We start from the raw sequence: 21,780 nt of genomic DNA on the forward strand, positions 1-21,780 counted from the left end.
TCGCTCCGTTACTCGCCAGTGTCGAAGGCGACGCGCTGACCAACGCTCACCCGCTGCGGACCCTGATCGATCAGGACGGTGCCTTCCGGAAACGCGCCACGCACAAAGACGCGGTCGTCTTCGGCATGCAGCACTTCGACCGTCGCCAGGCGCACAGTCTTTTGCGCGTCGGCAACCAGCAGTGTCCATTGCCCGCGCGTTCCTTCCTTCAGCGATGTTGTGGGCACCCAGGTTCCCGCACTTTGGACAGGATCGAGTACATGCACACGTGCGGTTTGTCCGAAAGCAACGTCGGGAGCGTTTTTCAGATCGAACAGCGCAGTGCGGGTTCGGGTCACCGGGTCAATATCGGGCCGCAAGGTTGCAAGCTCAGCCCGGTAGTTTTTAGCTGATATTTCGATCTCAACATCAGTCAGAAGCGCCGGATCAACATCGAGAGGAACACCGATCCGAACCTGCGGCGACACGACCTCGACCATTCCCAGAACCAGCTCGCCCGAGCGCAGAGTTTCGCCACCGTCCACGTGTCGCGCGGTTATTTGACCGGCAAATGGGGCCTCGATGCTGGATTTCTCAATCCGAACGGTAACATCGCGCAGGGCCGCATCCAACTCGCCAATTCTGGATAACAATTCATCTTGCTGAGAAACGGCTTCGTCCAAACGGGCTTGACTGGTAAAGCCTTGTTCAATGAGTTTCGCGTTTCGCTCGACCGTCTTTCTTGCAAATGCAAGCTGGGCTGCAATGGCATCGCGTGATGCTGTCAGACGGTCGCGTTCGACCTCCAGCAGTGCAATGTCCAGTGTCGCAAGAAGTTGACCTTTGGCAACCTTGTCACCCTCATCCACCAGAATTTGATCGAGCGTCCCGTTCAGCTCGAAAGAGATATCTGCCGAACGCTGAGGTTCGACCTGCCCGATGAACACACGGTCGACCGTGTAAGCGCTCTCGGACGTTATCGGCGTCACGGATACCGGGGTCACAGCGGCGGCATCCGGTGCGGGCACCGCCTCCGCTCTACGGGTGAGCTCGGATGCGCCAAAGTGAACGGCGGCCGCTGCAACGGCTATAAAACTGACGGTCACTCCCAAACGCACAGCGCCGCGTAACACACGTGCAAATAGGCTCGGTTTGGTCGCTTCAGTAGATGAATTGGCAGGATTCGGCATTTGGGGACCTCATCAAGTTAGCATCTCTAACATATGTTAGAAGTTCTCACTTTGACAAGAGATACGTGATCTGGCACATGTTGGATCATGAGCAGCATCGAAAAAAATCATTCGACTAGCAGACAAACGGCTGGTCCTTCAGTCAGCAAGAAAGCCTATCATCACGGTGATCTCCGCGCTGCACTGATCGAAGCAACCCGACAGTTGGTAGAAGAAAAAGGTCCGGACAGTTTTTCCGTATCCGAGGCGTGCAGACGCGCGGGCGTATCGACTGCGGCACCTTACAAGCACTTCAAAGACAAGACAGAAATGCTGGTCGCCACTGTCCTTGAGGGAATGGATCGGCACCGAGACAAAATGCTTACTGCGCTGGAAGGCGTTCCTGAAGGATCTCCCGAGCGCATTACTGCCATAGGGATGGAGTATATTGCCTTTGCGTTAAATGAGCCCGGGATCTTCAGACTGAAATTTGGCGGCTTCACAGACCGCATCGCGGATCCCCGGCTGGAGGAAGGCGGCCAGCAAAGTTTCGGGATTCTTTTGACTGAAGTAGCAAAATGTCTCGGTGAACCGGGAATCACAGACGAAGTTCGCCGCCGTGGTTTTTTGTTGTGGAGTTTCGTGCACGGGCTGTCCTTCATTTTGCATGACAAAGGGCTTGCGGAGAAAGGTGAAGAATTCGATCTTCATACCCTTCTTGAGGACGTTTCGGAAAGAATGCTGAGTTGAGCGTTCTCACGCTAAAACGAATTCAACCAAGCACTGATAGCAGACGATCTAAGCCGCTGTCACGCCTGCGCCTAAACGATTGCTCTGGTTCACATAGAAGACATTTTTTGGAAAGCGCCGCCAATGTCGGCTATCCAGAATCGCAAGGTCTCGTCGTGAATGTCGGCTTCGGGTTGAGCCAGTATTACAAGTTAGGGTGTACGGCAGAAGCTTTGTTCCAAAGCCTCCGTTCCGCAACCCGGAGTTATGCAATCGCATTCGTTAGCTGGGAATGTCCGCTGGCGCAAGGATCGTCATTCCCACTCGGTCCGCTACGGCCATGATCGCCGGAATATCTGGCGGTCCATCTGGCGCCGGAATATCTGTCGTACCCTCAGGCATTGTTTCACCAGCTTCAGTAAAGAATGTGTCATGCATAGCGCCGGGGGCGTTGATGCAAAGTAGCCGCCCAGGCCGTTCCCCAGTACATGTAAAGGCGTGCACTGCGCCGTCCGGGACTTTGACGAAATCACCACCTTTTGCGTTGACTGTCTCACCATTTACGAAGAACTCGAACTCACCGTCTAGCACATAGAAGCTCTCATCTTCGCCTGCATGATGATTGGGCGGCGCACCGGCACCAGGAGCCGTCTTTATCTCAACGATTGTGCAACGATTTCCAGTCTCACTGGGAAAGGCGTGGAAGGTCAAAAGGTTCCCAAGAAGATGGTAAACTCGCGGGCGAGGTTCAGTCATAACTGCGACTCCCTTTACTTGAAACACACTCGGCTTATGATACATAAATCTACTTATGAGACAAGTGTTTCGCAAAGGGCTTGGGATTGGCACCTCGTACAAATCAAATCAACCGAACGCGAGAAGCACTTCTTTCGGCCGCTCGAGAATTGATGTCGGAGGGAAAGGAAGTCACGCTAGCAAAAGTCGCTGAACGCGCCAAAACCAGCCGCGCAACGGTCTATCGTTACTTTTCTGACCCAAGTGTTTTGGCTTTGGACGCGACGCTTGATCTAGACGTCACGCCAACGTCAGAGCTTCTCAAGGGATTGGATGACGTCAGGAGCCGCGTACACGTGGTCGCACGCTACTATCTGGATTTTTCTCGGGTTCACGAGGCGCACTTCAGGCAGTTTCTGGCTGAATCACTCAAGGCATCACTTGAGGAAGGAACGGTTAAAATGCGTGGCGCCAGAAGAGTGACGGCTTTTTCTGAAGCACTAGCGCCAATTCATTCATTGATGGAGCCGAAGGACGTTGACGACCTGGCGAAGCGGTTGTCCATGACGACGGGAATGGAACAACTTATCATTCTTGAAGACATTCTGCGTGTAGACGAAGCAACTGGTTACCAACTTCAGGAAGGGTTGGTCGACGCTCTGTTGGATCGGTACTTGCCAAAAAACTGAGGAGGGCCGAATTACAGAAATGCGCAGAAAGCAGACTTTGCAATCCTCAACGAACGATCATAGCGAACGTTTGCCGAGACCTTTTGGAGCAGCAGTTATGAGGAACTGGCTGGACAGGCTATTGATCACAACTTGCTGTTCTGTCGAAATTTCGCGCCAGTTGAAGGTCGCTGTGATTGCAAAGTCAGGCGATGGTCACTGTCCTGAATTGGTTTTCGCGATACTGCAAAGCAGATCGACATGTTTGTCCAACCATTCTTCGTTCAGCGCCTCGTGACGAATGAGCTTGCGGAAATAAGGTGCAGCGACTGCCAGTTCTATGAATTGGTCAACCGGAACGTCGGCGGCGATCTCACCCCGATCTATTGCGGCTGAAAGCACGGCTTCAACACTTGCGAACCTGTCTTTCATGAATTCAGTGATCACCAAGCGCGCTTCTGCATCGGTGGACGCAGCAGCGACAACTTGAGGCGCAATTTGGCCCCATGGTGTGTCATTCAAGGCTCCCATCAGTACTCCGAGTAACCAGCGCAGGTCAGATCGCAGCGGGCCATCTGTTTTGGGTGGTATGTTAGGCGGTGTTGCGATGCGCCTGAATGCTGCATCACGCAGACCGCGCGCATCTGGCCAGTGCCTGTAAAGTGTGCTGCGCGAAATGCCCGTTGCCTTTGAAACCGCGCCATGAGTTACGTGCAGCACGCCCGCATCCATCAGTATCCTTTGCGCCGCATCAAGTGCGGCCTGTCGTGTGGCGATCAGCCTGGGATCTTCTTTCAATCGCCCCTCCTGTAGAACATTTTGTTGCGCTGTAGAACATTTTGCCCTAAAAGTATGGTCAGCCAATACCTAAATCGCAAAACTCAATTCCACAAACACGTCTTGTCAAAATGGGAGCGTATCAATGTTCAAAGTGGCAGCAACCCCGCTGGCGGTACTCTTATCGATGGGCCCGACAACCGCTTTGTCCGAGAGTGGCACCTACGAGCTGGATCCTGGACACAGCCAGGTATTGTTCAGCTACGACCACATCGGGTTCTCAGAAACATTTGGAATGTTCTCAGGTTTTAGCGGTGAGATAAAGTTCAACGAAGATGATCCGTCTGCATCATCTGTCACAGTGTCTATGCCTTTAAAATCTATGATCACGGGCTGGGATGCCCGTTTGCAACACTTCATGTCCGATGATTTTTTTGGCGCGACTGACGGTGACGTGGTCACATTCGCCTCAACCAGCATCGAAGTCACCGGGGACAATTCCGCGAATATTTCTGGCGACCTGACCATGAATGGCATCACCAAACCTGTTGTTCTGGAAACAACGCTTAACAAGTCAGCGCCATACCCTTTTGGCGAAAAGGAGGGCACACCGACCTTGGGGCTGGCAGCAACGGCGACTATCGTGCGGTCTGAATTCGGACTTGGGGCCTTTGCACCAGCGGTGAGCAACGAAATAGATCTCTTGATCAATATCGAGGCGTTAAAAGCTGAATGATGCGTGCAGGGGCACCGAAACCGCGCTGAGCACTCAATCTTTACTTTTGACGGGCTGACAACAAAATGAATGTGCACCTGAGAACATTGGCGGTTGCGACGACGGTAGTGGCATTGATGTGCTCGATGGCGTCCGCGCAAGAGCGCTCTTTGCCGGAGCGCACCTCGCACCGTCCTGAAACGACAAGCGGCGTACCGCATACTCAGATTGGTGTCAAAATTGATGCCGAATTGGCCCAGCTATTGCTGGAGCGAGTTGCTCAATTCCCAGGGGTTACACTTGGCCCCACACGCATATCACTACCTGGCGCAATTGGTTTTCAGCTTGATCCCGACATGTTGTTGTCTCAACCGAGCTCTATCGTCGGTGGGTTTGAATTTGCGCATATGCATCCTGATGGCAGCTTGCACGCTTCGCTGCATCCGGCAATGGCGCGGCGGGCAATTGAGGCTGGCTGGGCCGTAGCTCACCCTTGGGCCAAGCAACGTCCTGGGTGGAGCGGCTTTGTCTTGATATATACACCGACCACACCAGAAGAGTTGGATGTCGTCATCGATCTGGTAGAAAGCTCGTACACCTTCATCACCGGCAAGACATTGGGCTAAGCTCGAATTGTGCGAAAGTGTGCGGGGACACCTGTTTCCTGTCAGAGAGCAGTTTCAGCCACCTTGTTTCTCATAGTCATTTTTTACTAAATTGTCGCCGTGGCGAAGCGCTCGATACCTTCAAGCCATTCACACTAATGGAAGCGGCCGTCCGCTTGTTAGATTTTGCAAAGCTCAGAGTCGAAGTTCCGCTTCGGGCCGCCATCGGTCACAGATGAAGAGAGCAACGGGCTGACACTTTCAGAATGGATATTGCAAAGTGAACCTTTGTTAGTAACGCGAAACGCGCTAACTACTCCACCTCAATTCTAGGTTTCGCCAGCCAATTAGACATTTTGCTCGGCTGTGTGTTTCAACGCAAGTTTTGGAACTTGCCGGCTTAGCAAAATACCCAGGCACATGTTTTAGCCACAAAAATCTATTCGTCTGTTAATTTTGGTTCAGAGGAATTGGTTTAGCTAAAAGGATCACATCGACTGATGAAGCGGAAAATTGCTGCGATCCTAAGCCTCGATGTCGTCGAATATACCAAGCGCATGTCAGAGGATGCTGAGACCACGCTGAACACTCTACAACGCATTTTGGACGATGTGATCAGACCGTTGGTCCATGAAAACAATGGACGAATATTCAAGCTGATGGGAGATGGTGCTTTGGTTGAGTTTGCTGCAGCCACTGACGCAATTAATGCTGCCAGCCAGATTTTCAATCAGATGAGAGATGAAGACGTAACACTTCGAGGAGGTCTCCACGTTGGCGACGTAATGCCAAATGGCGCAGACTTGTTCGGAGAGGCCGTGAATGTTGCGTCGCGCCTTCAATCCAGCGCGCATATTGGAAGTTGTCTCGTCAGCAAGACAGCTGCTGAAGTTGCAGGAACTTCGCTGGCGGTTGCTTTGCGACCAGAAAGCTCGATACGGTTGAAGGGAATTCCAAATCCAGTGGAAGCCTACTCTATTGATTTAGATGGTGACAAAAGACACGCAAAGAACAAGCTGCTGGCTAACTCTCAAGACGTCCGCTTTGCAAAATCAAAAGACGGTACAACGCTTGCCTGGACATCCACTGGAAGCGGTAGAAAGTTACTGGTCACACCAAACTGGCTCAGGCATCTGGAATACGATTGGACGATGAACACCATCGCCGGGTGGTTGCCGCTGCTTTCTGAAAATCACTGCCTTTATCGGTTTGATGGTAGAAACAATGGCTTGTCCCAGCGGGGCGTGCAGGATGTGTCTTTGAATCGAATCGTCGAAGATGTTGAGGCCGTACTGGACGCAGTCGGGATCGAAAAAATGCCATTGTTTGGGATATCTTTTGGGGCAACCATTGCGGCGGCTTTTGCCGCACATAATCCTGACCGTGTTTCGGGGTTGGTTCTACTCGGTGGATTTGCACAAGGACTCGCGGTGCGTTCACAGCCTGGAATTGCCGCTCTTGGGCAAGCAATGATGGATATGAGTCTTGAAGGCTGGAACGATGAATACCCTTCTGCAAGAGACTTGATGGCCCAGTCTTTTGCTCCAACCGCAAGTCCGCATGACCAGCGCACTTATGCAGAGTTTATGAAAGTGGCAATGGACCATCAGGATTGGCTCAAGATTGGACCACTGGTCGCAGGGGTCGACGTAACCGATCTACTTCCGCGGATCACCTGTCCGGCTCTTGTCATGCACGCTAATCGAGACAGGATGCACAGTGTTGAACAAGGTAGGATATTCGCCTCCGGCATCGAGAATGCGCGCTTTATTGGCCTTGAGACAGCAAACAACACGATGCCAGAGTATGATCCTGCCTGGCCTAAAGCCCTAGTGGAAATTGAGCGTTTCTTGAGTTCAATTTGAGCAGTGTACGTTGTTCTTTGCCAAGCCTTTATTGTTCGAAGGTAAGAAGATGCCGTGCGCCCTTTGATTTTCGATACTGGAATTTGAAAACTCTAAGCTTCTCGTCATCGACCGCTTTGTCCTGATCTCGGAAACTGCAAAGTCTTGTCACGAATGTCCGGTTTGAGCTGAGACCGGTCCTCAACAACCATTGAGCCTATGGCAACTTTGTCCGCGAGGCAGCCTTTCGTACTTGTTCCACTGAACGGCCGTTACTCAACCAGAGATCGCTTCACATAAAACCGCCTCAAGGGTGATTGCGGTTTGTTGCTGTGAAGCGTTTCAACTCAAGGCTGTATTCTCGCGCCTCTGAACTAAAGCGCAAATGCAGAAGTTCGAGAACACAATAAGAGGCTCTGGCGCGGTCCAGGAAGATTTTCCTGATATACTTTCGTATCGGAAGCGATCTTATTTGCGTACAAATATGCGTCCGTGTGTCCGTCAGAAGCTGTGATTTGTTGCTACCTCAGTCCTGTCAACAGTTTCTGAGGCGACATTGCGTATATTGCACGAAACACCGGGGTCGGACCTGGATTGGAAGGTCAAAGCACCGCTGGTCGTGGAAACCCCCTCTGGCGCGGTGGTCGCGATTGAACGCTGGTCGCTTGCGGGACTGGAATGGCCGGACGACGCGCCTGAATGCCCCAAAACCGCGACACTTAGCGTTCCTTTTCAAGGCGTAGATATCCGCTTCCCGGTACGTTTGTCGAAGCCAGGCCCCAATTCCACGGTGCAGCTGGAAGGTCTAAGCGGTCGGCAACGCGAGACATTGGCTCTGTTTTATCGCTCTCTGTTGTCTGGGCGAATGGCCAGCAGCGCAGATGTGATAACCAGTCTCGACACTCCGGTTGACTTGGTGCCGATGGAGGAAACGGAAAGCGAACAATTCCGGAAACCTGCGAGATTTCTTCCACGATCTTTGCGTGTTGTACTCAATGTGGCGACCTATCTGCTGATCGCAGCGGCGGTGATTGGCGTTATTGGAAACAACATTTTCACCAATTTGGATCGAATTGACATCCAACACGGGCGCGTGTTGGCCCCAATGATCTCTTCTTTCCCTTCAGCCAACGGCTACATCGAACATATTGAAGTCAAGACCGGGCAGGAGGTGCAAGAGGGTGATCTTCTATTCTTGATGGGTGACGCAGAAGCTGTGGCGGCCCTCAAACGCACCGAGACGGAGTTGGCACTTGCGCGCACCGAGCACGTCAACATCACTGAGGCCTTGAATGATCTTAGGACCCAATCTGGCTCGGAGGTGTTGGCCGAACGGGTCGCAGCAGCCATGCGCTTCTATGCAGAGTTTGTACAAGACGGCGGGTTTGACGATATACGGCGCCAATGGCTCAGCCTTCGTGAGCGCAACCCTGAGCTTGCGCAATCGGTCGATCCGGTATTGATCGTAACAAACTTGCTGGAAGCCGAAGAACGCAATCGCGCCTCCGCCGTAGAGGCCTTGGAAGCAACAAAAGAAGCTCAGCAACAGAAGATAGAAAACAACCATGTTCGCGCGACGACGGATGGGATTGTTCAGGATTTCATCGTTCGGAAAGGCCAGCCATTTGGTGGCACAGCAGACGAGTTGCTCTTTGAAACGGCTGAGCCTCGCATGACGATCGGATGGGTCTCGGAACGGTTTGCTGAAACGATTTACATCGGCATGCCCGCAACCATCGGCTTCAATGAGAAGGGAAAGAAGATCACCATTCCTGGTGAGGTCTGGGACGTGCGCGCAGGGGACAACCCTGAACGGCCCGGAGAGTTCGGGATCATTGTCTCGGTTCGCGCAATCGGCCTGTCCTCGAAACAAACAAAAAGCCAATTGCGGTTGGGAGCCCCGGTGAATCTGGAAGCAAAGCGGCAGTTGGGGACACGCTTCCGTACCTGGATAAAGTCCATGGACCCACGTGTGGGCCGATCCGATGACTGAATATGAGTTCGACAAGGATCTGGCTTGGCGGTTAAGGGAGCTGCAAACAAATGTTCCCAACTATTTTTGCAAGTGGTCACTACCGCAGTTCACCTTGTTTTTGCTCTTGTTTATGGGGCTGCTCTGGCTGTTGGCGAATGTATCGAACCGGTTCTTCAACCCGAGTGTTTTGCACGTCACGATGGTCCTTGGAACACTTGGGTTCTGGCGATTTGGTTGGTGGTTTACCCATGCGTTAAGGGCTCAGATTTATGCGAAAGGCAAATGGCCGGGCATGCGGCGCCGGGCGGATGCAATTTGGGATGCGGGCTGGCGCCCCAAACGCCTTCATATTCAGATGACGACCTATTTTGAGGAACCCTCCATCACCAAACGTGTTGTGGGGTCCATCCTTGGACAAATCCGCCGCGAACGGATTCCGACGACGATCTATATCGGTACAGGCAGTGCATATGATGAGCAGGTCATTCGCGACTTTGTCGAAACCTATGCGCAGGATATCCCGGATGATCTGGCGACGCTTGTATTCATCCGTCAGAACCAGCCGGGCAAGCGAATGGCGATTGGTCTGATCCTGCGGGCGATCTGTCGATCCGGTGCTTCGCCTGATGATTTGGTGATCTTTATGGACGGCGACGCCCTGTTTGGCGGGGATGTTCTACGTAAAACCCTGCCAATGTTTGCAAGCGATCCAGAATTACAGGCGCTGACCACAGATGAAGAGGTCATATGCTATGGCCCGGCCTGGATCGCCAAATGGCTGGACATGCGGTTCGCCCAGCGTCGCCTTGCGATGCAAAGCCATGCTTTGTCGGGTCGTGTGTTGACGCTGACGGGGAGAATGAGCGTGTTTCGCGCGCGCCATATTCTGGACGAAAAATTCATTCGCACGATCGAGGCGGATCACCTGCATCACTGGCTTTGGGGTAATTTCCGGTTTCTGTCCGGGGATGACAAATCAACCTGGTATCGCCTGCTGAGCGTGGGTGCGAAAATGACCTATGTGCCGGATGCCACGGTCTACACGATTGAGGTCATCAAGGAAAACGGCCTCATGCGGATGGTTCAGAACTTCCGCCGTTGGTCGGGCAACATGCTGCGGAATGGCAGCCGCGCAATCGCCCTTGGTCCGACCGCAATGCCGTTTTTCATCTGGTGGTGTGTCGTTGATCAAAGGATCGCCATGTGGACCATGATGGTCAGTCCGGTCATGGCCGTTGTCGGCAGCCTGATTGCGCCAGGTTACTTCTGGAACTGCATCATCTGGGTGCTGTTTTCTCGGATCGTGCTGTGTCTGTTCCTGTTCGGATACAGCAGGCGCGCGGATATGAGTTGGCCGTTCATCCTGTATCTCAATCAAGTGATCAACGCGACGGTCAAGATCTACATGATCTTTCACCTATCCAAACAGAAATGGTCGAACAGAGGCAACCAAAGCTCTGGCGGTGGATCGGGCTTTGCCGAGACACTAAAAAGCGGATTTGCCAAGTTCCAGATGGTCACCGCTATCCTGACGTTTTTAACCGCCATCCTGATCTATGTCGGTCTGATCGAGATGCCGTTCGGCTAATAGACCTATCCTTTCGATAGTGAGCTTAAGCCTATGACACACAGCAATAAGAGCGGGGGCCGATAATCTGGAATCAGACTTGTAATGATGAGGTTTCACATGATTCAGCCAATTATCCTTGCTGGTGGTTCCGGCACCCGTCTCTGGCCCGTCTCTCGTAAGAGTTACCCAAAGCAGTTCGTCGAACTGGATGGCGACAACAGCCTGTTTCAGAAAACAGTTGAACGTGTGGCCGAGCCTGGATTTTCGGCACCACTGATCGTGACGGGCGAAGACTACAGGTTTATTGCTCAACAACAATTGGCAGATGTTGATGCCGAAAAGTCTGAACTGATCGTGGAACCTGTTGGCCGCAATACCGCCGCTGCGGTTCTGGCAGCTGCTTTGCGGTACAAAGAAGAGCCGGAAACGATCCTGCTTGTCCTGCCCAGCGATCACGCGATCGATGACGTGCCGGCATTTCGCCGGACTATGGTGCGCGCTGAAAAAACAGCCAAACGCGGTAAGATCGTCACCTTTGGGATCAAACCCGATCATGCCGCGACGGGTTTCGGGTACCTACGGGTTGCAGGCGGTTACCAAGGATCTCTGCTGATTTCTGCGTTTGCGGAAAAGCCCGATGCCGAAACCGCCAAGGGCATGTTGGACAGCGGTGACTGGCTGTGGAATGCCGGGATGTTCATGTTCCGAGTTGATACCGTTCTAAAGGCATTTGAAGCTTTTGCCCCTGACATGTCTGCACCGGTCGAGGCTGCGTTGGCTCTTGGTCAAAAGGATCTGGGTTTCTACCGAATGGATCAAAACGCCTTTTCCCGCTGCCCGAGCCTCTCGTTTGATCATGCGGTAATGGAGCATATCGAAAACGGTGTCGTGGCGTTTGAATTGGACTGCGGGTGGTCCGATCTGGGCAGCTGGAAATCGGTGAAGGATCAGGGTCAGGGAGATGAGGGGGCGAATGTCACTTCTGGAAATTCGACAGCCATTGATTGCCGCGACAGCCTGCTGAGGTCGGAAAACCCGGATATCAAGTTGGTCGGACTAGGCTTGAAGGACATCGTTGCAGTCGCGACCGACGATGGAATTCTGGTCGCGGACATGTCGCACAGTGCTGAAGTCGGCAAGGTAGTGGAAGCGTTGCGCAACGAAGGCTCCGACCAGGCCGAGATGTTCCGTCGGTGCCATCGTCCCTGGGGTTACTACGAAACCCTGTCGCTGGGCCCTCGGTTTCAGGTCAAACGGATCATGGTTCTGCCTGGTGCCAAGCTGTCCCTGCAAAGCCATATGCACCGAGCCGAACACTGGGTTGTCGTCAGTGGTTCGGCAACCGTGACGGTTGGTGACAGAGTCAGCCTGCTTTCCGAGAATGAATCGACCTACATCCCGCTGGGTGCTGTCCATCGGTTGGAGAACCCGGGGAAACTGCCTTTGCATCTGATCGAAGTTCAATCCGGTTGTTACTTAGGCGAAGACGACATTGTGAGATACGAGGATATCTATGACCGTGTCGCTGTAGCTTAGATTCACTTGCACCACCCTCCTGAAGACTAGCCCGTGTGGATTTTCACGCGGGTTTTTTCTGTCGTATGGGTTTCATGACCATTCGTATATATTCGGCGTCATTTGCGCATTCCAGATAGTCTGTCGATACATTTCTCAAAATTATCAGCGCGTTACCTTGGATTTAAATCGGAGGTAAATCTATGGAACTCAGAAAAATTACTCAGAAAGACGCCGAAATTGTCATACCGACGTCTTCGCAAAAACCCCGGATCAGTGTTGTGGGGCTGGGCTATGTCGGCGCTGTCTCAACCGCCTGTTTGGCCTCACTTGGGCATCGGGTCGTAGGTGTTGACATCGACCCTGACAAAGTGAGCCAGATCGCGGGCGGTCAAAGCCCGATCCACGAAACAAATCTTGGCTCAACTCTGAAACAGGGCGTTCAAAAGGGGCTGATCTCTGCGACGGACGATTTGAGCGCAGCTGTACGCGAAACCGACGTTACCTTTGTGTCGGTAGGAACACCAACCGCTCCGGACGGGGGCTGCGACTATAGCTATATTGAACAGGCCGCCCGCTCGATGGCAGTTGGCCTTCGCCAAAAAGATGGATTCCACATCTTCGCCATGCGGTGTTCGATCCCGCCCGGAACCACGATGAACGTTTTGGCCCCGATCCTTGAGCGGCTTTCAGAAAAGAAGATGGGCCAAGACTTTGGGGTGTGCTTCAATCCTGAGTTTCTACGGGAAGGCGTCGCCATAGATGACTTCCATAACCCTCCGAAAACAGTGCTTGGCACCAACGATTTTCGCACTGCGGAAGTCATGAAGCGCATCTTCGCACCGGTTGATCCAAATCCCATTTTGACAACAGTTGAAGTGGCTGAGACTATCAAATATGTCGACAATGTATGGCACGCGACCAAGGTTTGCTTTGCCAACGAAGTCGGCCGCTTGTGCAAGCCGCTGGGCGTGGACAGCCATGCGGTCATGGATGTCTTTACCCAAGATACAAAGCTGAACCTGTCCCCTTACTATCTGAAGCCGGGCTTTGCCTATGGCGGCTCATGCCTGCCGAAAGAGGTGCGGGCGGTTACACATATCGCTGAAAAACTGGGTGTCGAACTCCCCATGATCGGCAACCTTGACCGCTCAAACCGAGAGCAAATCGATCAAGCGACCGAGATGCTGCGAAAAACGGGGGCAAAGCGCGTTGGGGTTCTGGGGCTGGCTTTCAAACCTGGAACGGACGATCTGCGCGAAAGCCCAATTCTGGAAGTCATGGCCGAGCTCCATTCCGAGGGGGTGGAGTTGGTCCTACATGATCCGGCGGTGACAAAAGAAACCCCTCTGAGTGGGTTGCAAGCCTACATGCATCACGCTGGCTCTGGCATTCGAAGTCTCGCGGGATCTATCAAATCGATGCTCTGTGACAGCATAGAAGACGTAATGGAACAGGCCGAGGCTGTCATCGTCTGCCACCGCAACCCCGCTTATCAGAACGCCGTTTCCAGTAAACCAGAGATGCCGGTCGTGGATGTGGTGCGCTTGTTCCCCGAGAACCCGGTGAACCGTCGGATCGACGGCATCGGTTGGTAAATTTTTACTCCAAATAGCTGAAAGTAAGAGGTGAAATGATGCCTGCGGTATCTTCAAATGTAATTTCAGGAACGGGTTTGTCCGATCAACTTGTTGGCGGAAGTGAGCAGGAGACCCTGATAGGGCTTGCCGGAAACGATGAGATCCAAGGGCAAGCTGGCGATGATGTGTTGCACGGTGACTATGCCGAGGCAAACTTGCTGGACGGCACAGAAGGTGCTGTCAGTTTTTCCGACTACGCCGAGAACGGCGAATGGGGATTGATTGATCTTGCAAACGGCCACCAACAGATGGAGCAGCAGATTACGACCGAAGCGGGCGGGGTCTATGAACTGAACCTGGATCTCGCGACAAATTTTGCTGCAGGTCGTTCCGGTGCTGCCGTCGAAGTGCTGGTCGATGGTGAGGTGGTGGCTGAGTTTTCTTCTCTGAGCGGTGCCTTCGGATCTCATTCCGTTCAATTCACAGCTGATGATGACCGCTCGACCATATCGATCAGATCGATTGATGTGTCAGGCAACGGTCCAACAATTGATACGTCCGGTCCTGCGTTTCACTATGACAAGGATGTCGAGATTGGTGGGCAAACCGTGACGGTTTCCGCATTCGCCGATGGGCAATCAAATCTCTATCAGGTTCTAAATGGAACACTGCAGGTGTTTGATGTCGAAACCCAAGCCTATGAGATGGCCGGCGTCGAGGGCACGGTCAATGTGAACTCGATGGGTTACAATACAGAAGACGACCTTCTGTATGCCATCGCAGTAGGCGACGGTGTGGATTCACTGGGACAGGTGGTTAGCCGCTCTGATTTGGTGATGCTGGACGCCGAAGGAAACAGTTACCGTGTTGGCAGCACACCATATCGGTCTTGGACCGGGGATTTTGATGATCAGGGCAACCTTTGGTCGTTTCAATCCAGTATGGACCGTATCGCAGTCATTGATGTTGATCAGTTCGATACGGATGGAAACCCGGTAACCACAGTGTACAAGTTGCCATCCGATCTTGTGGATTTCAAAGTCTACGATGTTGCGTTCGACGCGGCCTCACAGTCGTTCTACGGTGTCTCTCGCCCAAGTTCCGAAGGTGCAGCTACGGTTATGTTGATCGTTGATATCTCTTCGGGCGAACCAGAGTTTCGAACGGTTTCAGTAACATCGACAGTGATTAACGGTGAAGTCCTGAATGGAGTCCCGCTAATGACGTTTGGAGCTGCAATCATTGACGCAGACGGAAACCTGTTTGTTGGTGGCAACTCGGGCGACCACGACATGGATGACTCGACACCTGCAACAGGCGCGATTTTCCAGGTCATCGTAGATGATGTGACCGGCGAGGCTAGTTTGCACCTTATCGAAGAGGCGCCGAAATCGTATTCGAATGATGGTGCCGCCGACCCGACAGCAACCAGTCCGTTTGCGCCCGTCGATTTGGATGCAAGCGTTTTGGTCAAGGATCTGACACTTGTTGCGACTACCGAAGGCGCGTTGAGCTACGATGATGATCTTTCGGGCAATGCTGGTGGCGATGCCCTATACGGTGGGATTGGCACAGACACCCTGACGGGTGGTAGTTCAGGCGACGTGCTTGAAGGGGATGGCGGCAACGATCTGCTGCACGGTGGAGCGGGCGTCGGTGCCGCCAGCGGCATTGTCTCGCAATATGACGAAGACGGTGTGCGGTACGACCAGTTTGGCAATGTTCTTACAGAAGACGATGACTCGTTGTTCGGCGGTCAGGGCGACGATCGCCTGATGGGCTCGGCTGGGCACGACATGCTGGATGGTGGGATCGGCAACGACATTTTGGATGGTGGTTCAGGCTTTGACATCCTTATCGGCGGTCACGGCGATGACACACTCCGCGGTGGATCCGAAGCTGACACACTGCGAGGTGAAGACGGCCAAGACGTTATGGACGGTGGCTCGGGCAATGATGAGATGTTCGGTGGCACAGGCGATGACCAACTCGATGGCGGGTCTGGTGCGGATGTCCTGAACGGTGGCGATGGCAGTGATAATTTGTCAGGTGGATCCGGTGATGATTTTCTGTCCGGGGACTACGGAAAAGACACGCTATCCGGAGGATCTGGCAACGATAACCTAGATGGCGGTGCGGGCGACGACAGCCTCTCTGGGGGCTCGGGTGATGATACCGCGATAGGCGGTCTCGGCGCGGATACTCTGGATGGCGGATCTGGAAACGACACATTAGCTGGCGGTGAGGGTTCCGACACGCTGAAGGGTGGTTCTGACGATGACGAGTTGATTGGGGGCGCTGGCAACGATTATCTGAACGGCTCCAGCGGTAACGACGTTTTGGACGGCGGTTCAGGGAAAGATCGGCTTTACCTGGGCGCAGGGGGTGATCAAGCCACCGGCGGCGCTGATGCAGACAGGTTCATTTTCCGCGATGAGGATCTGGATGGGTCGACCGATACGATCACAGACTTTGCGCTCAGCGATGGCGATTTACTCGATCTGCGTGCGCTCAACATCGATAGTGGCGGAGCTGATACATCTGACTGGTTTAATGCCAACGCTGAAATCGTGGGCGGGACCGATGTCTACGTAACTTTGTCACCGGATACGACATTGATCCTTGAAGGCGTAGCGTCGGATTTCGACCAACTCTACGATCACTTTCTATTCTGAAGTCCCCCCCTGCGGACCCGGGTCACTCGAATCCTGCATCCCGAGCGATCAGAGCGGCCTGGGTCCGGTTTTTTGCATTGAGTTTCTTGCAAAGGGTCCGAACATGCAGCTTGATCGTGACTTCCTGAAGATCCAGCTCTCGCGCGATCTCCTTGTTGGACTGCCCACGGCACAATCCGCGTAGAACCTGTTTTTCCCGCTGGCTGAGCTGACGGGAAAAGTCGCTTTCTTTGACATCGCCATCCATACTTAGAACACTGGCCGGGACGAAGGTTTCGCCGGCGATCATAAATCGCACCGCGTTGACCAGGGATTTGGCGCCCATGGTTTTGGGCAAGAAACCAACGGCGCCCATTTCGACCGCTTCCTGTGCGATCTTGTTTGGTGCCGTCCCGCTCAATATCGCAAAAGCCTGTTCAGGGAATTGGCGAATTGCGTCTGAAAGCCCTTCGATCCCATTCATGCCCGGCATTTCAAAGTCTAACAGGACAAGGTCGAATGGATCTTCGGATGACAGCAATTTCATCGCAGCCATGTAATCGGGTACGGCAACAACTGCCGCGCGCCCCTCGGTTTCGAGGTAGGATGAGATCGTGTCACGGACCAAACCGTGATCATCAGCCAATAGAATTCGCATTGATATCGGTGACCTTGAACAAATGCTTTGATCCGATTTTATCCCACCCGGAATAGTTGAACCACCAAAAGGGTTACTATTTGACGAACTTTGCAAATTCATGTTGCTTTCCTAAACTATTACTCTTTGACGCTGGCTGCCAAAGCCTCATTATCGCATTCCGCGAAAACTTTAATTGCATGGTTTGGGACGTCGAAAGTTCGCAAATTAGGCTGATGGTGTGACCTTTGGTGCGCTGAACTATCCTAAAGTATAGCGAGCTATTCTATTGCGTCTGAGAACGTTTCGCGGGGCTGTGTCAAAAGCGTTTTGACAAAGGTTCACCTACTCACGGACACAACCTCGCATGCATAAAACTTTAAAATCACTTAGCGCCGCACTCGCCATTTCATTTGCGAGTGCGGCATATGCGGATGAAGTACTTCTTACGGTCTCGGGCGATGTCGGTCTCAATGGAAACAAGAACACTTGGACATTCGACAGGAAAGCCTTTGAGGCATTGCCCAGTAAGTCAATCGCTACAACAACGATCTGGACAGAGGGTACGCAGAGCTTTGAAGGAGTTTCCCTTGATGTGCTCCTGGACCATGTCCAGGCAGAGCAGGGGATCATACGAGCGGTGGCTTTGAATGACTACGCCGTCACCATTCCCACCAGTGATGCAACAGATGGTGGCCCGATCGTTGCCTACTTGCGCGATGGCAAGGCGATGTCTGTTCGCGACAAAGGACCTTTGTGGATAATTTACCCTTACGATGCTAACGAGGCCTATCAGTCCGAAGAAATTTATGCCCGCAGCATTTGGCAACTCAATCGATTGGAAGTCGTAGCACAGTAAGTACCGAGGAGAAGGCCATCGACACTAAAGCGCCTTTAATGAGCATGAAGAGATGGCCCATTTTTGCCTTTGTAGGATTGCTGGTTGTGAGTCTGGCTATCGTGCTTTCCCTTGGGCGCGAGGTGAAATCAGATCTCGACGCACTCTCGACCGCAAAAACAGACAACGTCAGCTGGCTGATGTCTCAGCTCGAAGTCGAGCTGCTTAGGTTCGAAGTCTCGGTCATTGACGCTTCATCACGTTCCAATGGTGACTTGTCCACTGTACGCAACCGTTTCGATATCTTTTATAGCCGAGCGGATACGCTGTTTAGTAGCGAGCTGTTTTCATTTCTGCGAGGGGGTGCCGCCGCGCAACCAGCCCTGCAAGCCACTGAAGATTTTCTATCCCGGCTGACACCATTGATCGATGGGCCGGATGACCAGCTGCGCGCAGCACTTCCTGATCTGCGGGCGCAGATTCAAACACTGCGACCTGAAGTGCGCGAGATTGCGCTGGGCGGTATTCAGGGATTTGCCCAGGAAAACGCAACCCGACGTGCTGAGTTGGCCAGCACACTAACCCGAATGGCATCATTACTTGTTGTACTTTTCGTTGCACTGCTTTTAGCTTTTGCAGTTCTCATCAAATTATTCCGGCAAGGGCAGTTGTTTGCCCGGCAAAGCCAGTCGGCTCGCAACCGATTTGAAGCGGCCATTACCTCGTCACTGGATGCGGTGTTGGTGGTCGATACTTCTGGAAGAATTCTTGAATTCAACGGTGCCGCCGAAGATGTCTTTGGGTACCGTCAGGCCGAGGCAATCGGTGCTGATATGGCTGAACTTATCGTTCCAGAACACCTGCGCGCCCTGCACCGAAAAGGCATGACTCGATTTCTCGAGACCGGCGAGCAAAAGGTAATCGGCGCTGGGCGCGTCAGGTTAGAGGGTTTGCGCAAATCGCAGGAAACTTTTCCCGTGGAGCTGTCCATATCGCTAGCTGAAACGGATGGAGAGCAAGTCTTTGTCTCATTCCTTCGGGATATAACTGAGGAACTCAAAGCCGAGGAAGACTTGCGCACTGCAAGAGACAAGGCGCGGGAAAGTGAACAGGCCAAATCCGATCTGTTGACAGTGATGAGCCATGAAATGCGTACTCCGTTGAACGGAATACTCGGCTCTGCGGCATTGATTGATCAGAGCAATCTGACGGACAGACAAAAGCGGTATCTTCGTTCTATTGAGGTGTCGGGTAAGTTGCTGCTGTCTCATGTGACTGATGTTTTGGATTTTTCCAGACTGGGTTCAGGCAATGCCTTGCGTGACAGATCAAGTTTTGACGTTATGGAGGTTGTCCACGAAGTTGCCGACAGTCTGTCGGCGAATGCAGATGCGCGTGGCAACGACTTGAAGGTCGATGTTCTCTCTGAAGAGCTTATCGACGTTCTTGGATACAGGACTGCGCTGCAGCAATGCTTGGTGAACCTGTTAGGTAACGCAATCGAATTTACGCGGGATGGATCAGTCACGATCGAAGTCGAACGACTTCATCATGATGATCTGATTGAGTTTCGGATTGCAGATACCGGGGTCGGGATATCATCTGACTATCTGGACGTTATCTTCGACGAATTTGTCACGATCGATACCGCCTTTGCACGTGAGACGAGCGGAACGGGATTAGGGCTGGCTATTACCAAAAGATTGGTCGAGGCGATGGGTGGCGACATCACGGCGTATAGTGTGCTTGGAGAAGGCAGCCTGTTTACAATGCGACTGCCGCTGCCAACCTCAAGATCTGATGTCATGAGCGAACCGGATTCCACAGACGCGCCACAGGCAGAGCTTTATCAGGGTTTGAAAGCGCTGGTGGTAGACGACAATGAAATCAATCGAATGATCTTGACCGATATGCTTGAAGATCTTGGCTTTTCGGTTGCTGAGGCTGAAAGTGGTTACGCCGCCTTAGAACGTCTTGGGTCCGAGCGATTTGATGTACTTTTGTTGGATATCAGCATGCCGGGTATCGATGGTATCGAAACACTCGGAAAAGTTCGCGAACTGAATATCGAGTGGGGCAATTTGCCAGCGATAGCAGTTACGGCTCACGCAGCCCCAAAAGATCACGAAGTCATACGAGCAGCAGAATTTCAGGGGTTGCTGGTGAAACCCGTTCCATTGGCGGCTTTACAGTCAGAACTGTCTAAAGTTGTGAAGGTGCAAAGGGTTGAGGTTATGGAGCCAGACAATGACTTCAGGATTCGATTTGGAGCGGACAAATTCCGTGAAGCCTGCAGGGAATTGAACAACGAAGTTGTTGGTCTTATTGACAGTCTCAATAATTCCAATGAGTTAAATGACACACACAGGCAAGCGGCGCATAAACTATGTGGCTCTGCTGCGATACTCGGGCAAACCGACCTTTGGTCCAAGTTGAATGACCTTCAAAACTGCACTTCGCAGCAATGGGACGACGAGAAGGCTACTTTCTTGAGGGATTTGCAGTACGAAGCCAAACGTTGTCGTTGAAGTTCAATTCGCTGGCTACGGCCCACAATTCTCACAGTTGCACTCGAATTGGCGGGATGTATCGAAGCGATATCGGCAGGACGGCTGAGGCTTAACAGACAAGAACTTGCCGAGATTTTGATAGATTTACCTACGATCTGCGCCGAAGAAGGCGATAAAGATTCAGTCTAGCTTTTGCTCGGCTGCTCCAACGTGATGGAAAGCCTTTGAGTCGCAAATGGTAAAACCCGTGCGCCCATCGAAAATCGAATGACCCAAAATCAATGGCTTAAGCCTCTCGGAATGGCAAAACTATGTGTCGCCCGACATTCCTGTTGAACGTCACATGAACCTGACCCAACCGTCATAGTTGGACCAGAAAAGCAGTGAACGTTTGACATCAGAAGGCGATCCCAATGTTGGACATCAGTTGAATTTGACCTTTGCGTCATCAGCTAACACGCCGCTGCCATTTCATACTCCTGCAGATAGTTTGGTTTGTTCTGACTTCTCTTTCGGAAAATCAGAGCTGATTTGTAGGTCAGACAGCGAAGCTGCCTGTTCCTGCCAATCTGCCACGTGGCGAACGCGGGAGGGGGCGAGGCAATGCTATTCGACAGGGGTGGTGCGGCCCGCAGACGCAGCCGAGGACACGGCCCTGTCTAAAAGGGTTGCCCGAGGGGGAGGGCCGGGCCCTCACCCTGACGGCTAGGGGAGATTGGCTTGTCCAAATCCCGCTGGCCCACGAAAGGACGGTGATGGGAAAGAGGGCTTGCTGCTGTTTGCTATTGAACCCGTCTGTCAAACTTCAAAAAATAATTGTGGCAACACAGCAGACTTTCGCTGCGCTTGAAAAACCTGACTAGGCTCTGGGCAGTGCCTTCACAGCGGTGCAGCTCCGCAATGCTGTCCTCACCATTCAGGCCGTCCAGCACGATCCTGATTTGCTCTTCTGCCGAAAATTTCTATCGGGTCACACCGCGAGTGTCCTTTACCACCTTCTCACCGTGGCTATGCTTGGTTCCGGGTTTCTTTATCCTCGCTACTCCTTGGCGGTTATGGTGAGTCCGAAACCCTTCTGTAATCGGGCGCGGTATTGCAAGGACATTGCGCCTGAAAGTGCTTGCTTCTGTCCGTGATCTGCGTGGTGCACTCAAATGCTGCGGTTGGCTCTGACGGGGAAAGCCTATTTCCCTTGCGGCATATATTTTTTACAGGGTTTCTGTCGGCATTTCCCGCGCTGCGTCCTTTCAGGGGCGCCTTCCTCGCGGAAGAGTTGGTAC

16 protein-coding genes and 1 pseudogene are annotated in these 21,780 nt (G+C 52.7%); 12 read left to right on the forward strand and 5 right to left on the reverse strand.

From position 1 onward, the window contains the following. Nucleotides 1-8: 8 nt before the first annotated feature. Nucleotides 9-1,085, reverse strand: coding sequence for an efflux RND transporter periplasmic adaptor subunit (locus ACR0BT_RS17005; RefSeq protein ID WP_480763646.1), 1,077 nt, complete (start codon nt 1,083-1,085; stop codon nt 9-11). A gap of 171 nt (nt 1,086-1,256) precedes the next feature. Here ACR0BT_RS17005 and ACR0BT_RS17010 point away from each other — a divergent pair, with 171 nt between their 5' ends. Continuing rightward, nucleotides 1,257-1,898, forward strand: coding sequence for a TetR/AcrR family transcriptional regulator (locus ACR0BT_RS17010; protein ID WP_170597208.1), 642 nt, complete (start codon nt 1,257-1,259; stop codon nt 1,896-1,898). 261 nt (nt 1,899-2,159) lie between these two features. Here the strand turns inward: ACR0BT_RS17010 and ACR0BT_RS17015 are convergent, their stop codons facing one another. Then, nucleotides 2,160-2,633, reverse strand: coding sequence for a cupin domain-containing protein (locus ACR0BT_RS17015; RefSeq protein WP_170512635.1), 474 nt, complete (start codon nt 2,631-2,633; stop codon nt 2,160-2,162). A gap of 86 nt (nt 2,634-2,719) precedes the next feature. On the opposite strand from ACR0BT_RS17015, the gene ACR0BT_RS17020 reads away from it, so the two are divergent. After that, nucleotides 2,720-3,301, forward strand: coding sequence for a TetR/AcrR family transcriptional regulator (locus ACR0BT_RS17020; RefSeq protein WP_480763647.1), 582 nt, complete (start codon nt 2,720-2,722; stop codon nt 3,299-3,301). A 195-nt stretch (nt 3,302-3,496) separates the two neighbouring features. Here the strand turns inward: ACR0BT_RS17020 and ACR0BT_RS17025 are convergent, their stop codons facing one another. Next, the gene (locus ACR0BT_RS17025) at nt 3,497-4,078 is read right to left on the reverse strand and encodes a TetR/AcrR family transcriptional regulator (RefSeq protein WP_480763648.1); all 582 of its coding nucleotides are present in this window, start codon (nt 4,076-4,078) and stop codon (nt 3,497-3,499) included. Between the two features lie 124 nt (nt 4,079-4,202). Here ACR0BT_RS17025 and ACR0BT_RS17030 point away from each other — a divergent pair, with 124 nt between their 5' ends. The 8 genes from ACR0BT_RS17030 (at nt 4,203) to ACR0BT_RS17065 (ending at nt 16,536) form a co-directional block, all read left to right on the forward strand. Further along, a complete protein-coding gene (locus tag ACR0BT_RS17030; protein ID WP_480763649.1) occupies nt 4,203-4,793 on the forward strand; it encodes a YceI family protein in 591 nt (196 codons plus the stop codon). 65 nt (nt 4,794-4,858) lie between these two features. Further along, the gene (locus ACR0BT_RS17035) at nt 4,859-5,398 is read left to right on the forward strand and encodes a luciferase domain-containing protein (protein ID WP_480753975.1); all 540 of its coding nucleotides are present in this window, start codon (nt 4,859-4,861) and stop codon (nt 5,396-5,398) included. A gap of 479 nt (nt 5,399-5,877) precedes the next feature. Beyond that, nucleotides 5,878-7,242 carry an alpha/beta fold hydrolase gene (locus tag ACR0BT_RS17040; protein WP_480763650.1) on the forward strand — a complete coding sequence of 455 codons (1,365 nt, stop codon included), beginning with the start codon at nt 5,878-5,880 and terminating at the stop codon, nt 7,240-7,242. A gap of 535 nt (nt 7,243-7,777) precedes the next feature. Next, nucleotides 7,778-9,214 (forward strand): HlyD family secretion protein, encoded by a 1,437-nt coding sequence (locus ACR0BT_RS17045; RefSeq protein ID WP_480763651.1) that lies wholly within the window; start codon nt 7,778-7,780, stop codon nt 9,212-9,214. Then, a complete protein-coding gene (locus tag ACR0BT_RS17050) occupies nt 9,207-10,784 on the forward strand; it encodes a glycosyltransferase (RefSeq protein ID WP_480763652.1) in 1,578 nt (525 codons plus the stop codon). The genes ACR0BT_RS17045 and ACR0BT_RS17050 overlap by 8 nt, the downstream gene beginning before the upstream one ends. A gap of 99 nt (nt 10,785-10,883) precedes the next feature. Continuing rightward, the gene (locus ACR0BT_RS17055) at nt 10,884-12,302 is read left to right on the forward strand and encodes a mannose-1-phosphate guanylyltransferase/mannose-6-phosphate isomerase (RefSeq protein WP_480763653.1); all 1,419 of its coding nucleotides are present in this window, start codon (nt 10,884-10,886) and stop codon (nt 12,300-12,302) included. Nucleotides 12,303-12,484: 182 nt separating this feature from the next. Then, nucleotides 12,485-13,879, forward strand: coding sequence for a nucleotide sugar dehydrogenase (locus tag ACR0BT_RS17060; protein ID WP_480578422.1), 1,395 nt, complete (start codon nt 12,485-12,487; stop codon nt 13,877-13,879). A gap of 77 nt (nt 13,880-13,956) precedes the next feature. After that, entirely contained in the window at nt 13,957-16,536 is a 2,580-nt protein-coding gene (locus ACR0BT_RS17065) for a calcium-binding protein (protein WP_480763654.1), read from the forward strand. 22 nt (nt 16,537-16,558) lie between these two features. Here the strand turns inward: ACR0BT_RS17065 and ACR0BT_RS17070 are convergent, their stop codons facing one another. Continuing rightward, entirely contained in the window at nt 16,559-17,173 is a 615-nt protein-coding gene (locus ACR0BT_RS17070; protein ID WP_170424629.1) for a response regulator transcription factor, read from the reverse strand. A gap of 346 nt (nt 17,174-17,519) precedes the next feature. Between ACR0BT_RS17070 and ACR0BT_RS17075 the strand changes: the two genes are divergently transcribed. Next, nucleotides 17,520-18,011 (forward strand): molybdopterin-binding protein, encoded by a 492-nt coding sequence (locus tag ACR0BT_RS17075; RefSeq protein ID WP_170392851.1) that lies wholly within the window; start codon nt 17,520-17,522, stop codon nt 18,009-18,011. Continuing rightward, nucleotides 17,975-20,518: a hybrid sensor histidine kinase/response regulator gene (locus tag ACR0BT_RS17080; RefSeq protein ID WP_480763655.1), complete on the forward strand. Its 2,544-nt coding sequence runs from the start codon at nt 17,975-17,977 to the stop codon at nt 20,516-20,518. The genes ACR0BT_RS17075 and ACR0BT_RS17080 overlap by 37 nt, the downstream gene beginning before the upstream one ends. Nucleotides 20,519-21,360: 842 nt before the next feature. On the opposite strand, the pseudogene ACR0BT_RS17085 reads toward ACR0BT_RS17080, so the two are convergent. Next, nucleotides 21,361-21,534: pseudogene (locus tag ACR0BT_RS17085) on the reverse strand (IS3 family transposase); the annotation flags it as partial. Nucleotides 21,535-21,780 lie beyond the last annotated feature (246 nt).

Source organism: Ruegeria sp. CJ6, assembly GCF_056536665.1.

Coding starts and splice junctions, on each gene's coding strand:
- ACR0BT_RS17030 (WP_480763649.1), top strand. CDS start 4,203: ATGTTCAAAGTGGCAGCAACCCCGCTGGCGGTACTCTTATCGATGGGC.
- ACR0BT_RS17055 (WP_480763653.1), top strand. CDS start 10,884: ATGATTCAGCCAATTATCCTTGCTGGTGGTTCCGGCACCCGTCTCTGG.
- ACR0BT_RS17035 (WP_480753975.1), top strand. CDS start 4,859: ATGAATGTGCACCTGAGAACATTGGCGGTTGCGACGACGGTAGTGGCA.
- ACR0BT_RS17015 (WP_170512635.1), bottom strand. CDS start 2,633: ATGACTGAACCTCGCCCGCGAGTTTACCATCTTCTTGGGAACCTTTTG.
- ACR0BT_RS17060 (WP_480578422.1), top strand. CDS start 12,485: ATGGAACTCAGAAAAATTACTCAGAAAGACGCCGAAATTGTCATACCG.
- ACR0BT_RS17075 (WP_170392851.1), top strand. CDS start 17,520: ATGCATAAAACTTTAAAATCACTTAGCGCCGCACTCGCCATTTCATTT.
- ACR0BT_RS17050 (WP_480763652.1), top strand. CDS start 9,207: ATGACTGAATATGAGTTCGACAAGGATCTGGCTTGGCGGTTAAGGGAG.
- ACR0BT_RS17070 (WP_170424629.1), bottom strand. CDS start 17,173: ATGCGAATTCTATTGGCTGATGATCACGGTTTGGTCCGTGACACGATC.
- ACR0BT_RS17040 (WP_480763650.1), top strand. CDS start 5,878: ATGAAGCGGAAAATTGCTGCGATCCTAAGCCTCGATGTCGTCGAATAT.
- ACR0BT_RS17010 (WP_170597208.1), top strand. CDS start 1,257: ATGAGCAGCATCGAAAAAAATCATTCGACTAGCAGACAAACGGCTGGT.